The organism is Streptomyces sp. NPDC044033 (assembly GCF_056434425.1).
The window spans coordinates 26,488-39,725 of record NZ_JBWKFF010000027.1 but is presented as its reverse complement, the minus strand read 5'-3'; the positions used below and the strand labels follow the sequence as shown (position 1 = coordinate 39,725).

13 protein-coding genes are annotated in these 13,238 nt (G+C 70.0%); 5 read left to right on the top strand and 8 right to left on the bottom strand.

Translation table 11 applies throughout. The annotated features are described in order from the left end of the window. Positions 1-104 precede the first annotated feature (104 nt). Positions 105-953, bottom strand: a complete 849-nt coding sequence (locus tag AC07AB_RS34545; protein ID WP_478575607.1) for a 3-hydroxyacyl-CoA dehydrogenase family protein — start codon at positions 951-953, stop codon at positions 105-107. Positions 954-1,173: 220 nt separating this feature from the next. Between AC07AB_RS34545 and AC07AB_RS34540 the strand changes: the two genes are divergently transcribed. Then, positions 1,174-1,746: a cob(I)yrinic acid a,c-diamide adenosyltransferase gene (locus AC07AB_RS34540; protein WP_478575604.1), complete on the top strand. Its 573-nt coding sequence runs from the start codon at positions 1,174-1,176 to the stop codon at positions 1,744-1,746. Between the two features lie 3 nt (positions 1,747-1,749). Here the strand turns inward: AC07AB_RS34540 and AC07AB_RS34535 are convergent, their stop codons facing one another. Then, positions 1,750-2,196 carry a MarR family winged helix-turn-helix transcriptional regulator gene (locus AC07AB_RS34535; protein WP_478575602.1) on the bottom strand — a complete coding sequence of 149 codons (447 nt, stop codon included), beginning with the start codon at positions 2,194-2,196 and terminating at the stop codon, positions 1,750-1,752. A gap of 129 nt (positions 2,197-2,325) precedes the next feature. Here AC07AB_RS34535 and AC07AB_RS34530 point away from each other — a divergent pair, with 129 nt between their 5' ends. After that, positions 2,326-2,823, top strand: coding sequence for a VOC family protein (locus AC07AB_RS34530; RefSeq protein ID WP_478575599.1), 498 nt, complete (start codon positions 2,326-2,328; stop codon positions 2,821-2,823). Positions 2,824-2,829: 6 nt separating this feature from the next. Here AC07AB_RS34530 and AC07AB_RS34525 read toward each other — a convergent pair whose 3' ends face one another. Then, on the bottom strand, positions 2,830-3,420 hold the full coding sequence (locus AC07AB_RS34525; RefSeq protein ID WP_478575597.1) for a hypothetical protein: 591 nt from the start codon (positions 3,418-3,420) through the stop codon (positions 2,830-2,832). 159 nt (positions 3,421-3,579) lie between these two features. Between AC07AB_RS34525 and AC07AB_RS34520 the strand changes: the two genes are divergently transcribed. From AC07AB_RS34520 to AC07AB_RS34510, 3 genes are all read left to right on the top strand, one after another. Further along, complete coding sequence (locus tag AC07AB_RS34520; RefSeq protein WP_478575594.1) at positions 3,580-4,794, top strand: sensor histidine kinase; 1,215 nt, start codon at positions 3,580-3,582, stop codon at positions 4,792-4,794. Beyond that, positions 4,791-5,474, top strand: coding sequence for a response regulator (locus AC07AB_RS34515; RefSeq protein ID WP_478575591.1), 684 nt, complete (start codon positions 4,791-4,793; stop codon positions 5,472-5,474). The genes AC07AB_RS34520 and AC07AB_RS34515 overlap by 4 nt, the downstream gene beginning before the upstream one ends. Before the next feature lie 209 nt (positions 5,475-5,683). Then, positions 5,684-7,933 (top strand): glycosyl hydrolase family 18 protein, encoded by a 2,250-nt coding sequence (locus AC07AB_RS34510; RefSeq protein WP_478575589.1) that lies wholly within the window; start codon positions 5,684-5,686, stop codon positions 7,931-7,933. A 140-nt stretch (positions 7,934-8,073) separates the two neighbouring features. Here the strand turns inward: AC07AB_RS34510 and AC07AB_RS34505 are convergent, their stop codons facing one another. The 5 genes from AC07AB_RS34505 to atpA all read right to left on the bottom strand — a co-directional run bounded on the left by AC07AB_RS34505 (position 8,074) and on the right by atpA (position 13,180). Next, the gene (locus tag AC07AB_RS34505) at positions 8,074-8,523 is read right to left on the bottom strand and encodes a DUF2550 domain-containing protein (protein ID WP_478575586.1); all 450 of its coding nucleotides are present in this window, start codon (positions 8,521-8,523) and stop codon (positions 8,074-8,076) included. A 156-nt stretch (positions 8,524-8,679) separates the two neighbouring features. Then, positions 8,680-9,057, bottom strand: a complete 378-nt coding sequence (locus AC07AB_RS34500) for a F0F1 ATP synthase subunit epsilon (protein ID WP_478575584.1) — start codon at positions 9,055-9,057, stop codon at positions 8,680-8,682. A gap of 120 nt (positions 9,058-9,177) precedes the next feature. Beyond that, positions 9,178-10,632: a F0F1 ATP synthase subunit beta gene (gene atpD, locus AC07AB_RS34495; RefSeq protein WP_478575581.1), complete on the bottom strand. Its 1,455-nt coding sequence runs from the start codon at positions 10,630-10,632 to the stop codon at positions 9,178-9,180. Between the two features lie 2 nt (positions 10,633-10,634). Further along, positions 10,635-11,564, bottom strand: coding sequence for a F0F1 ATP synthase subunit gamma (locus tag AC07AB_RS34490; protein WP_478575578.1), 930 nt, complete (start codon positions 11,562-11,564; stop codon positions 10,635-10,637). A 23-nt stretch (positions 11,565-11,587) separates the two neighbouring features. Beyond that, positions 11,588-13,180, bottom strand: a complete 1,593-nt coding sequence (gene atpA, locus AC07AB_RS34485; protein ID WP_478575575.1) for a F0F1 ATP synthase subunit alpha — start codon at positions 13,178-13,180, stop codon at positions 11,588-11,590. Between the last annotated feature and the right edge of the window lie 58 nt (positions 13,181-13,238).

The window sequence follows — 13,238 nt, the reverse complement described above, 5'->3', positions numbered from 1 at the left end:
GAACTGACTGCCTCTCATGCCGCGAAGTTGCCGTCTGTAAGCGAACCGATACCGAATTCACCCCTTGGGGTGACACCGGTCTGGATGGTTCGCACAACCACCCCTCAGTGCTGATAGAAGCCCTGGCCGCTCTTGCGGCCGATGTCCCCCGCGTCGACCATGCGGCGCATGATCTCCGGGGGCGCGAACTTCTCGTCCTGGGACTCCGTGTAGATGTTGTCGGCCGCGTGCAGCAGGATGTCGACGCCGGTGAGGTCGGCGGTGGCCAGCGGGCCCATCGCGTGACCGAAGCCCAGCTTGCAGGCGACGTCGATGTCCTCCGCGGTGGCCACCCCGGACTCGTACAGCTTCGCCGCCTCGACGACCAGGGCCGAGATGAGGCGGGTGGTCACGAACCCGGCGACATCACGGTTGACGACGATGCAGGTCTTGCCGACGCCCTCGGCGAACTCCCGCACGGTGGCGAGGGTTTCGTCACTGGTCTTGTACCCACGGACGAGCTCGCACAACTGCATCATGGGCACGGGCGAGAAGAAGTGGGCGCCGACGACCCGCTCCGGGCGCCGCGTGGCGGCCGCGATCTTGGTGATCGGGATGGCGGAGGTGTTGGAGGCGAGCACGGTCTCGTCCCGGACCAGCCCGTCGAGGGTGCGGAAGATCTCCCGCTTGGTGTCGATGTTCTCGAAGACGGCCTCGACCACGATGTCGGCGTCGGCGGCCCCGTCGAGGTCGGTGGTGGTGGCGATGCGGCCGAGCGCGGCCTCGGCGGCGGCGGCGTCCAGCCTGCCCTTGGCCACGAACCGGTCGTACGACGTCTTGATGGCGTCCGTGCCGCGCGTCAGCGCCGCGTCGGTCACATCGCGCAGGACGACGTCCCATCCCGCCTGGGCGGAGACCTGGGCGATGCCGGAACCCATCAGACCGGCCCCGATGACGGCGAGCTTCTTCGCCACGACACACACCTCTCCTCGACGCTGTTTGCCGGACCTTAACGTCCGTTCACCCTTCGTCGCACCAGTGTGAGGTGCGCGTCACTGTGTGTTCTTCGCCGCATCTCCGGCGCGCAGTTGACGGTCCGTCCGCCGATCCGGGCCCGGCCGGCGGCGGGCCGGCGCTCCAGGAGCGGCGGCGCGGACGGCCTCCGCGCGCCCGGGGCCGCTTAGGCTCGTACGCATGGTCAATCTGACGCGCATCTACACCCGCACCGGCGACGACGGCACCACCGCCCTCGGCGACATGAGCCGCACCGTGAAGACCGACACCCGCATCTCGGCGTACGCCGACGCGAACGAGGCGAACGCCGCGATCGGGGTGGCGGTCGCGCTCGGGCAGCTGCCCGAGGAGGTCGTGAAGGTGCTCGTACGGGTCCAGAACGACCTCTTCGACGTGGGCGCCGACCTGTCGACCCCGGTCGTGGAGGAGCCCGCGTACCCGCCCCTGCGCGTCGAGCAGTCCTACGTCGACAAGCTGGAGGCCGACTGCGACCGCTTCCTGGCGGATCTGGAGAAGCTGCGCAGCTTCATCCTGCCGGGCGGCACGGCGGGCGCGGCCCTGCTGCACCAGGCGTGCACGGTGGTCCGGCGCGCGGAGCGCTCCACGTGGGCGGCGCTGGAGGTGCACGGCGACATCATGAACCCCCTGACCGCCACGTATCTGAACCGCCTCTCGGACCTGCTGTTCATCCTGGCGCGGACGGCCAACAAGGCGGTCGGGGACGTCCTGTGGGTCCCGGGCGGCGAGCGCTGACGGCTACGGGAGGGGCTCCGGGGACTCCGCCGCCGCGCGGATGATGTCCAGCAGCCGCATCAGCTCGGCGCGGTCCTCGGGCTCCAGGGCGGAGAACAGGCCATTCATGACGGCCCGCCGCGGCCCGTCCGCCTCCTTGATGACCTCGCTCCCCCGGTCGGTGAGCGCGGCCAGCACAGCCCGGCGGTCCGTCGGGTCGGGCGTGCGGCGGACCAGGCCGTCGCGCTCCAGCGCGTCGACCGCCTCGGTCATGCTGCGCGCCGCCATGCCCAGTTCGGCCGCCAGCGCGCTGATGCGGGCGGGGCCGCCCCGGTACAGGACCGACATGAGCCTGCCACGGGCGATGGTGAGCCCCTGCCCGCGCATGCCTTCGTTGGCGCGCTTGCGGAGCAGCTTGGTGACGGTGAAGAACCGCTCGGCGACCTCGGACGGCGTGGCCGGATCCGTCACGCGTTCCTCTTCCAACCGACGTTCACCCCACACGGAATATTGCAGAGGTACCTCTTTAACTGGTACCTCTCTATTCAGCGCCCCGCTACGGGGGCGCATCACGCGTCACCTTATGTGCAGGAGAGATTGATGACGATCCGCCGGGTGAACCACATCGTCCTGTCCGTCACCGACATCGAGGTCTCGACCCGCTTCTACCGCGACACCCTGGGGCTGAAGGTGGTGGACAGCATCCCCGGCGACGGCCCCGACCCGTTCATGGTCTTCCTCCGCTCCACCGAGGAGTCGGACAACCACCACGACCTCGGCCTGATCCGCGCCGAGGCGCCGGGCGCCGTACGCCCCGACGCCGCCCCGCCGGGCCTGCTGCACGTGGCGTTCGAGGTCGGCACCCTGGACGAGCTGGCCGAGGTCAAGGAGCGGCTGGAGGCCGCGGGCCGCGTCAAGGAGACCTTCGACCAGGGCATGCACCTGTCGGTCTACTGCACCGACCCCGACGGGATAGAGATCGAGGTGATCTGGCCGGTCCCCCGCGACTCCTGGTCCTACGCGAACCCGATCGTCCGCAAGCCGCTCGACCTCGACGGGGCGCGGCAGCGCTGGGGCGGCACGTTCACCACCCGCTGAGGACCCTCAGCGCTTGCTGAGAGAGTGCGACCGCGCCGCCTCACCGCCGGTCCCCTCGCCACCGTTCGGCGGCTGCTTCGGCCAGAACGTGTAGCTCGCCGCGATGACCACATTGATGCCGATCACCCACACCATCGTCATCTGCCACGAGCGCAGCGAACTGGTGCCGCCGCCCTCCCCCACGTACCAGATGGCGCCCTGGAGCAGCGCCATCGCCACCACGGCGGCGAGGGTCCAGCGGCCCGCGGTCTTCCACTCGTGCACGGTGCGCGCCATGCCGTACTTCGGCGGCTTGGCCGGCTTCGGCGCGCCCGCCCAGCGGTGGGCCACGTGTCCGTCGACCCACTTGATGGTGTGGTGGCCGAGACCCACAGTGAAGCCGATGTACACGGCGGCGAGGCCGTGCTTCGAGCCCGGCTCCGCGCCGTTCTTCAGGTCGATCGCGGTGACGGCGAGCAGGACCAGCTCCAGCACCGGCTCCAGCAGCAGCACCGCGAGCCCGGCCCGGGGCATTTTCGCCAGATAGCGCAGGCCCAGCCCCACGGCCAGCAGCACCCAGAAGGCGACTTCACAGGCGACGATCAATGTGACGATCACGGCTCTCTCCCATCTCTCACCTCCAGACTCACCGGCGCCGCGAGCGTTCGCGTCGTCGCCCGTGACGATCCCGCGCTGCATCCTTCGATGTAGTCGGCGGCCCGTACGCGCGCCCCGGCGCCGACGTCCCCGGCCCGTCCCACGTGCTGTGATGGACCCATGCCACTCCGCCTCCCCGGCCGCCCGCACCGCCATGACGTGCTCATCGCCGCCGGCGGGCTGCTCGGCGGACTCGCGCTGTGGTTCCTCGGGCTGAGCGGCGGGCGGCCCATCGACGGGTTCCCCAAGCCGCTGGCGCTGGTGGCGCTCGCCGTGATGGCCGGGGCCGAGCTGCTGCGCCGCACCGCGCCGCAGACGGGGCTGGCCGTCGGCGTCCTCGCGCTCGCCCTCGACCAGTCCACCGGCACCCTCATCGCCACCGTCGTGATGTTCACCGACCTGGTGTACGCGGCCGTGCTGTACGGACCGCCGGCCGCCGCGCGCCGCGTCCCCCGCGGCTCCGAGCTGTTCACGGTGCTGGTGACGCTGGTGTCGCTGGCGCTGCTGCGCAGGCCCGAGGCGCTCCTCCTCGGCGTCGCCGCGGCACTGGTCACCATCACCCCCGCCTGGACCGGCGTCGGCATCCGGCGGCACCGCGACAGCGCGCGGGCGGCCCGGCTGGAGGCGGAGCGCACCGCGCTGCTGGCGGAGCTGGACCGCCGCGAGGCCGTCGGCGCGGAGCGCGCCCGGATGGCGCGCGAGCTGCACGACATGGTGGCCAACCACCTCTCGGCCATCGCCATCCACTCCACGGCCGCCCTGTCGATAGGCGAGCCGAAGGCGGCGGCCGACGCGCTCGCCGTGATCCGCGCCAACAGCGTCCAGGGGCTGGCGGAGATGCGCCGCCTGATCGGCCTGCTGCGGAACGCGGGCGGCGAGCAGGAGCCTGCCGCCGCCCCCAGGCTGGACGCGCTCGACGCGCTCCTCGCGCAGGCCCGTACCAACGGCTCGGGCTCCGGCCTGCGCTTCACCCTGCTCGACGAGCGCGCGCCGGGCCCGCTGCCCGCCCCCGTCGAGCTGGCCGCGTACCGCATCGTCCAGGAGTCCCTGACCAACGCCCTCAAGCACGCCGCGCCCGGCGAGGTGGCGGTCCGCCTCGGTCGCGTCGGCGAGGGCCCGCTGGAGGTCTGCGTGACCAGCCCGTTCGGGGACCGCCTCGGACCCCGCGCGCCCGGCTCCGGCGCGGGGCTGGTCGGCATGCGCGAGCGGGTCGCCCTGCTGGACGGGGAGTTCGAGGCGGGCCCGGTGCCGGCGGACGAGGGAATCGGGAACGAGGACGGCAAGGCATGGCGCGTACGGGCCGTGCTCCCGCTGCACGAGAGAGGATCGCAGTGAACGCTGAGACCCCGGGAGAGCCGGTACGGGTACTGGTCGCGGAGGACCAGTCGGCGGTACGGGCCGGGCTCGTCCTGATCCTCGGCTCGGCCCCGGGCATCGAGGTGGCCGGAGAGGCGGCCGACGGCGAGGAAGCCGTGCGGCTCGCCCGCGAACTGCGCCCGGACGTCGTGCTGATGGATGTCCAGATGCCGCGGCTCGACGGCGTCTCGGCCACCCGGCTGATCACCGGGGAGCGGCTGGCCGACGTCCTCGTGCTGACCACCTTCGACCTCGACGAGTACGTCTTCGGAGCGCTGCGGGCCGGTGCGGCGGGGTTCCTGCTCAAGGACAGCGAGGCGGCCGAACTGGTCGCGGCCGTACGGACCGTGGCGCGCGGCGAGGGGATGATCGCCCCGGCCGTGACCCGCCGGCTGATCGCGGAGTTCGCGCGCCCCGCGCCGGCGCCCTCGCCGCACGCGCCCGACCCGGCCGTGCTCGACGCGCTGACCCGCCGCGAGGGCGAGGTGCTCGTCTGCCTGGGCGAGGGGCGCTCCAACGCGGAGATCGCGGACCGCCTCGATATGGCGGAGGCGACGGTCAAGACGCATGTCAGCCGCCTGCTCGCCAAGCTGGAGCTGCGCAGCAGGGTGCAAGCAGCGGTGCTGGCGCAGGAGTTGGGGCTGATCCGGCCCTCTTGACTTTGGTACAGACCTCTTGACCGCTGGTCCAGACCTTCTTACTCTCCCCTCACGACTGTGGTGAGTGTGTTCAGAATGCGCACACTCACCTGGCGGCACAGGTTCCCCATCGGACCTCATTCGAGGAGCACTCCTTGAGCACAGGAACCTTAGGACGCACCAAACGCTCCAGACGTACCGTCACCAGGGTCGGCGCGGCCTTCGCCTCGTTGCTCCTCCCCATCGCCGCGCTCGTCGGCCTGACCGCGACCCCCGCGCAGGCGGCCACCGACGCCACGGCTACGTTCGTCAAGACCTCCGACTGGGGCACCGGCTTTCAGGGCGAGTGGACCGTCAAGAACACCGGGTCCTCCCCCATCAACGGCTGGACCGTCGAGTGGGACTTCTCCTCCGGCACCACCGTCGGCGCGTACTGGGACTCCCTGATCAGCAGTTCCGGCACGCACTACACGGCGAAGAACCGGGAGTACAACGGCACCATCCCGCCCGGTGCCAGCGCCACCTTCGGCTTCGTCGCCGCCGGCAACGGCGACGCCACCGGCTGCAAGCTCGACGGCGGTCCGTGCGACGGCTCCTCGCCCACCGACACCCCGCCGACCGCCCCCGGCCAGCCCACCTCGACCGGGGTGACGGCCAGTACCGTCTCGCTGACCTGGGCCGCCGCCACGGATGACAAGGGCGTCAAGAACTACGACGTCTACCGCGGCGACACCGTGGTCGGCACGGTCGGCAGCACCTCCTTCACCGACACCGGGCTGAGCGCCGACACCGAGTACACCTACAAGGTCGTCGCCCGCGACACGGCGGGGCAGACCGGCCCGGAATCACCGCCGGCCACCTTCCGTACGAGCACCGGCGGCGGCACCGACAACCCGCCCTCGGCGCCCGGCGCACCCAAGGCCACCACGGTCACCGACACCACGGTCGGCCTCAAGTGGCCCGCGGCCACCGATGACAAGGGCCTCAAGAACTACGACGTCTACCGCGGCACCGTGAAGGTCGCGACCGTCGGCAAGCTCGCCTACACCGACACCGGGCTGACCCCGGGCACCGACTACTCCTACACGGTCGTCGCCCGCGACACGTCCGACCAGGTCGGCCCCGCCTCCCCGGCGCTGACCGTACGGACCACCGGCGGCGACGAGCAGCCGACCGACCGCATCAAGGCCGGCTACTTCGTGCAGTGGGGCATCTACGGCCGCGGCTACACCGTGAAGTCCCTGGAGACGACCGGCGCCGCCGCCAAGCTCACCCACATCAACTACTCCTTCTCGAACATCGACCCGACCAACCTCACCTGCCTCAACGGCGTCACCAAGGCCACCACCCCCAACCCGCAGGACCCCAACCAGGGTGACGGCGCGGGCGACTCCTGGGCCGACTACGAGAAGGGCTTCGGCGCGGGCGAGTCGGTCGACGGCACCGGCGACACCTGGGACCAGCCGCTGGCGGGCAACTACAACCAGCTCAAGAAGCTCAAGGCGAAGCACCCGAAGCTGAAGACCCTCATGTCGATCGGCGGCTGGACGTACAGCAAGTACTTCTCGGACGTCGCCAAGACCGACGCCTCCCGGCAGAAGTTCGTGAAGTCCTGCATCGACATGTACATCAAGGGCGACCTGCCGGTCACCGGCGGACGCGGCGGCAAGGGCGCGGCGGCCGGGATCTTCGACGGCTTCGACATCGACTGGGAGTGGCCGGGCTCCGACGGACACGCGGGCAACCACGTCTCCAAGGACGACAAGGCCAACAACACGCTGCTCTTCGCGGAGTTCCGCAAGCAGCTCAACTCACTGTCCGGGGAGTCCGGCAAGAAGTACCTGCTGACCGCCTTCACCCCGGCCGACCCCGCCAAGCTCGACGCCGGCTGGGACATCACCACCAAGGACGGCAACCCCAGCGTCTTCGACTACATGGACTTCGCCAACGTCCAGGGCTACGACTTCCACGGCTCGGGCAGCGACGACAGCTGGGAGCCCAAGCGCACCGGCCACCAGGGCAACCTCTACCAGGACGCCAAGGACCCGTACGACACCAAGTTCAGCGTCGAGAAGACCGTGAACGCCTATCTCGACGCGGGCGTCAAACCGAGCCAGGTGGCCCTGGGGCTCGCCTTCTACGGGCGCGGCTGGCAGCAGGTCGCGGACGGCGGCGCGCACGGCGCGTGGCAGACCGCGAGCGGCGCGGCCCCCGGCCAGTTCCCGGAGGAGTCGGGCACCCGCGGCTACGACAACCTGATCGCGTCCGTGCCGAACCTGACCGTCTACCACGACGAGACGGCGATCGCGACCTACGGCTACACCGGCGCGAACGGGCAGTGGTGGACCTTCGACGACGTCTGGTCCATCAACAAGAAGACCGCCTGGCTCAAGACGAAGAAGCTCGGCGGCGCGATGGTCTGGGAGATGTCCGGTGACAGCGGCACTCTGATGACCGCGCTGGACAACGGCCTCAAGTAACCCGGCCGCCACAGGACGACCGGGGGCAGCGAGTCGCCCGCTGCCCCCGGTCTCGCCATGTCCGGGGGCGCCTCGCCATGTCCGGGGGCGTCTCGCCATGTCCGGGGGCGTCTCGCCATGTCCGGGGGCGTCTTGCCCGGTCAGGCCACGTTGACCCGCTGGCCGGGCGGCGCCGCCTCCAGCCAGGCCAGGAAGCCGGTCAGGGCGTCCTCGCTCATCGCCAGCTCCAGCCGCGTACCGCGGTGCACACAGACCAGGACGACGGCGTCGGAGAGCAGCGCCAGCTCCTCCTCGCCGCGCGGGGTGCGGCGGTCCAGGACCTCGATGGAGGCGCGCTCCAGGACACGGCGCGGCCGGGGCGCGTACGAGAAGACGCGGAACCACTCGATCCGGTCGCCGTTGTAGCGGGCCACCCCGTACACCCAGCCCTTGCCGCTGGGCTCCGTCTCCGCCTCGGTCACATTCCAGCGCAGGGAGCAGTCGAACGTGCCCCCGGAGCGCTGGATGAGACGTCTGCGCAGTCCGAAGACGAAGAGTCCCACCAGGACCAGCAGGACGACGCTGCCGCTCACAAGCAGAGCGAGGACCATCTTCACCGACCTCCTCGCGTCATCTAGTCCAACCGCACCTGCATCGCCTCAGCCGCGGACTGCCCTGGAATGCTCCAGTGCCGTCCGCGGCTGAGGATTCGCGGGTCTCCGGGACAGGCCCCGGAACCCCACCGTACGTTCTTATGGGCCGTGGGTTCAGTGCACACCCGCGACCGCGCGCAGCCGGACATCCGCGCGCCGCTCGGCGGCCGCGTCCGTCTCCGACTTCGCGCGCTCCAGCGCCCGCTCCGCGCGCTGGACGTCGATCTCGTCCGACAGCTCGACGATCTCGGCCAGCAGCGAGAGCTTGTCGTCCGCGAACGAGACGAATCCGCCGTGCACCGCGGCGACGATGGTTCCGCCCTCGCTCGTACGGATGGTCACCGGGCCGGACTCCAGCACACCGAGCAGCGGCTGGTGGCCGGGCATGACGCCGATGTCACCCGATGCGGTGCGCGCGATGACCAGAGTGGCCTCGCCGGACCAGACGCTTCGGTCCGCCGCGACCAGCTCGACGTGCAGCTCAGCAGCCAACGTGGCTCCTCGGGTCTCCACCTGCCGGGCATGGCAGGTCTGGGGTCGAATACTACGAATACTAGTGGCCATGACGGCCGGGGGCGGCAGGTACCCGCCCCCGGCCGGTGAGCACGGGGCTCAGGAGACGCCCAGCTCCTTGGCGTTGGCCTTCAGGTCCTCGATGCCACCGCACATGAAGAACGCCTGCTCGGGGAAGTGGTCGTACTCCCCGTCGCAGATCGCGTTGAACGCGGAGATCGACTCGTCGAGCGAGACGTCCGAACCGTCCACGCCGGTGAACTGCTTCGCGACGTGGGTGTTCTGCGACAGGAAGCGCTCCACCCGGCGGGCGCGGAAGACGGTGAGCTTGTCCTCCTCGCCGAGCTCGTCGATGCCGAGGATCGCGATGATGTCCTGGAGGTCCTTGTACTTCTGCAGGATCGTCTTGACGCGCGAGGCGCAGTCGTAGTGCTCCTGCGAGATGTAGCGCGGGTCCAGGATGCGGGACGTCGAGTCCAGCGGGTCCACCGCCGGGTAGATGCCCTTCTCCGAGATCGGGCGCGAGAGCACGGTCGTCGCGTCGAGGTGCGCGAAGGTCGTGGCCGGGGCCGGGTCGGTGAGGTCGTCCGCCGGCACGTAGATCGCCTGCATCGAGGTGATCGAGTGGCCGCGGGTCGAGGTGATGCGCTCCTGGAGGAGGCCCATCTCGTCCGCGAGGTTCGGCTGGTAACCCACCGCGGACGGCATACGGCCGAGCAGGGTGGACACCTCGGAACCGGCCTGGGTGTACCGGAAGATGTTGTCGATGAAGAAGAGCACGTCCTGCTTCTGCACATCGCGGAAGTACTCCGCCATGGTCAGACCGGCCAGGGCGACGCGCAGCCGGGTGCCCGGCGGCTCGTCCATCTGGCCGAAGACGAGCGCCGTCTTGTCGATGACGCCGGACTCGGTCATCTCCTCGATGAGGTCGTTGCCCTCACGGGTACGCTCACCGACGCCCGCGAACACCGACACACCGTCGTGGTTGTTGGCGACGCGGTAGATCATCTCCTGGATGAGCACCGTCTTGCCGACGCCCGCGCCGCCGAACAGACCGATCTTGCCGCCCTTGACGTACGGGGTCAGCAGGTCGATGACCTTGACGCCGGTCTCGAACATCTCGGTCTTCGACTCAAGCTGGTCGAAGTTGGGCGCCTTGCGGTGGATCGGCCACCGCTCGGTGACCTCGGACTCCGCCTCCGGCTTGTTCAGGATCTTGCCAAGGGTGTTGAACACCTTGCCCTTGGTGACATCGCCGACCGGCACCGTGATGCCCGTCCCGGTGTTGACCACCGTCGCCTGGCGGACCAGGCCGTCGGTGGGCTCCATCGAGATCGCGCGGACCACGCCGTCGCCCAGGTGCTGGGCGACCTCAAGGGTCAGCGTCTTGAGCTTGCCGTCCTCGGCCGGGTCTGCGACCTCTACGTGCAGCGCGTTGTAGATCTCAGGCATCGCGTCGACGGGGAACTCCACGTCGACGACCGGCCCGATGACCCGCGCGACGCGGCCCGTGGCCACGCCGGCCGCTGCGGCCGTCTCAACAGTGGTGGTCATGGTTATCGGTCACTCCCCGCGGTCGCGTCGGCCATGGCGCTCGCACCGCCGACGATCTCGCTGATTTCCTGGGTGATTTCGGCCTGGCGGGCCGCGTTGGCAAGCCGCGAGAGCGTCTTGATGAGCTCTCCGGCGTTGTCGGTCGCCGACTTCATCGCGCGGCGGGTGGCGGCGTGCTTGGAGGCAGCCGACTGGAGCAGCGCGTTGTAGATACGGCTCTCGACGTACCGCGGCAGCAGGGCGTCGAGGACGCCCTCCGCCGACGGCTCGAAGTCGTAGAGCGGAAGGATCTCGCCCTTCGCGGCGGCGTCGTCCGACGCCTCCTGACCGTCCGCGGCGAGGCTCAGCGGCAGCAGGCGGTCGTCCACCGGCTGCTGCGTCATCATCGACACGAACTCGGTGAAGACGATGTGGAGTTCGTCCACGCCGCCCTCGGCCGTGTCCTGCTGTACGGCCTCGATCAGCGGCGCCGCGACCATCTTGGCGTCCGCGTACGTCGGGCTGTCGGTGAAACCGGTCCACGACTGGGTGACCGGGCGCTCCCGGAAGTCGTAGTACGCGACACCCTTGCGGCCGATGATGTAGGTCACGACCTCCTTGCCCTCCGAGCGCAGCCGCTCGGTGAGCCGGTCCGCCGCCTTGATGGCGTTGGACGAGTAGCCGCCGGCCAGTCCGCGGTCGCTCGTGATGAGCAGCACCGCGGCCCGTACCGGGCTCGCCACCTCGGTGGTCAGGGCGTGCTTGGTGTTCGAACCGGTGGCAACCGCCGTCACCGCGCGGGTGAGCTCACTCGCGTACGGCGTCGATGCCGCCACCTGGCGCTGCGCCTTGACGATGCGCGAGGCGGCGATCATCTCCATCGCTTTGGTGATCTTCTTGGTCGCGGTGACGGAGCGGATGCGACGCTTGTAGACCCGGAGCTGGGCTCCCATGGATCAGGTCCCTTCCGTCGTCGTCACTTCGAGGTGCCGGCCGGGGCGTCGTCACCGAGAAGATCGCCGCTCGAAGTCTCGAACTGCTTCTTGAAGGTGGCGACGGCGTCGGTGAGCGCCTGAATGGTGTCGTCGGACATCTTGGCGCCCTCGACGATGCTGTTCATGAGGCCCTTGTGCTCACGGCCCATGTAGTCGAGCAGCTCGCGCTCGAAGCGCTGGATGTCCTCGACCGGTACGTCGTCCATCTTGCCGGTGGTGCCCGACCAGACGGAGACGATCTGGTCCTCGATCGCGTACGGCGCGTACTGACCCTGCTTGAGCAGCTCGGTCATCCGCTTGCCGCGCTCCAGCTGCGCCTTGGAGGCCGCGTCCAGGTCAGAACCGAAGGCGGCGAACGCCTCCAGCTCGCGGTACTGGGCGAGGTCCACGCGCAGTCGGCCCGAGACCTGGCGCATCGCCTTGTGCTGGGCGGAGCCGCCGACGCGGGAGACCGAGATACCGACGTTCAGCGCCGGCCGCTGGCCCGCGTTGAACAGGTCGGACTCCAGGAAGCACTGGCCGTCGGTGATCGAGATGACGTTGGTCGGGATGAACGCCGAGACGTCGTTGGCCTTGGTCTCGACGATCGGCAGACCGGTCATCGAACCCGCGCCCATGTCGTCGGAGAGCTTCGCGCAGCGCTCCAGCAGACGGGAGTGCAGGTAGAAGACGTCACCCGGGTACGCCTCGCGGCCCGGCGGGCGGCGCAGCAGCAGGGAGACGGCGCGGTAGGCGTCGGCCTGCTTCGACAGGTCGTCGAAGACGATCAGGACGTGCTTGCCCTGGTACATCCAGTGCTGGCCGATGGCCGAGCCGGTGTACGGGGCGATGTACTTGAAGCCGGCCGGGTCGGACGCCGGGGCCGCGACGATCGTCGTGTACTCCAGGGCGCCGGCCTCCTCCAGCGCGCCGCGCACGGACGCGATGGTGGAGCCCTTCTGACCCACGGCGACGTAGATGCAGCGGACCTGCTTCTTCGGGTCGCCGGAACGCCAGTTGTCGCGCTGGTTGATGATCGTGTCGACGGCCAGGGCGGTCTTGCCCGTCTGGCGGTCGCCGATGATCAGCTGGCGCTGGCCGCGGCCGATCGGCACCATCGCGTCGACGGCCTTGAGGCCGGTCTGCATCGGCTCGTGCACCGACTTGCGGACCATGACGCCGGGCGCCTGGAGCTCCAGGGCGCGGCGGCCGTCCGTCTCGATCTCGCCGAGGCCGTCGATCGGGGCGCCGAGCGGGTCGACGACGCGGCCGAGGTAGCCCTCGCCCACCGCGACGGAGAGCACCTCACCGGTGCGCTGCACCGGCTGGCCCTCCTCGACGCCGCTGAACTCGCCGAGGACGACGGCACCGATCTCGCGCTCCTCAAGGTTGAGGGCGAGGCCGAGGGTGCCGTCCTCGAACTTCAGCAGCTCGTTCGCCATGGCCGAGGGAAGTCCCTCGACCTTCGCGATGCCGTCGCCGGCAACGCTGACCGTACCGACCTCCTCGCGCGAGGCCGCGTCCGGCTTGTACGCCTGGACAAAGTTCTCCAGCGCGTCCCGGATCTCCTCCGGCCGGATCGTGAGCTCCGCCATCTGGGTTCCCTGCTCTCCTTGTTGGGCCCGAAGTTTCTTGCGGGTCCGGGGGGCCACG

Excerpts from the sequence above, each read along its gene's own strand:
- AC07AB_RS34540 (WP_478575604.1), top strand. The coding sequence starts at position 1,174 with ATGGTCAATCTGACGCGCATCTACACCCGCACCGGCGACGACGGCACC.
- AC07AB_RS34530 (WP_478575599.1), top strand. The coding sequence starts at position 2,326 with ATGACGATCCGCCGGGTGAACCACATCGTCCTGTCCGTCACCGACATC.
- AC07AB_RS34520 (WP_478575594.1), top strand. The coding sequence starts at position 3,580 with ATGCCACTCCGCCTCCCCGGCCGCCCGCACCGCCATGACGTGCTCATC.
- AC07AB_RS34505 (WP_478575586.1), bottom strand. The coding sequence starts at position 8,523 with ATGGTCCTCGCTCTGCTTGTGAGCGGCAGCGTCGTCCTGCTGGTCCTG.
- atpD (WP_478575581.1), bottom strand. The coding sequence starts at position 10,632 with ATGACCACCACTGTTGAGACGGCCGCAGCGGCCGGCGTGGCCACGGGC.
- AC07AB_RS34490 (WP_478575578.1), bottom strand. The coding sequence starts at position 11,564 with ATGGGAGCCCAGCTCCGGGTCTACAAGCGTCGCATCCGCTCCGTCACC.
- atpA (WP_478575575.1), bottom strand. The coding sequence starts at position 13,180 with ATGGCGGAGCTCACGATCCGGCCGGAGGAGATCCGGGACGCGCTGGAG.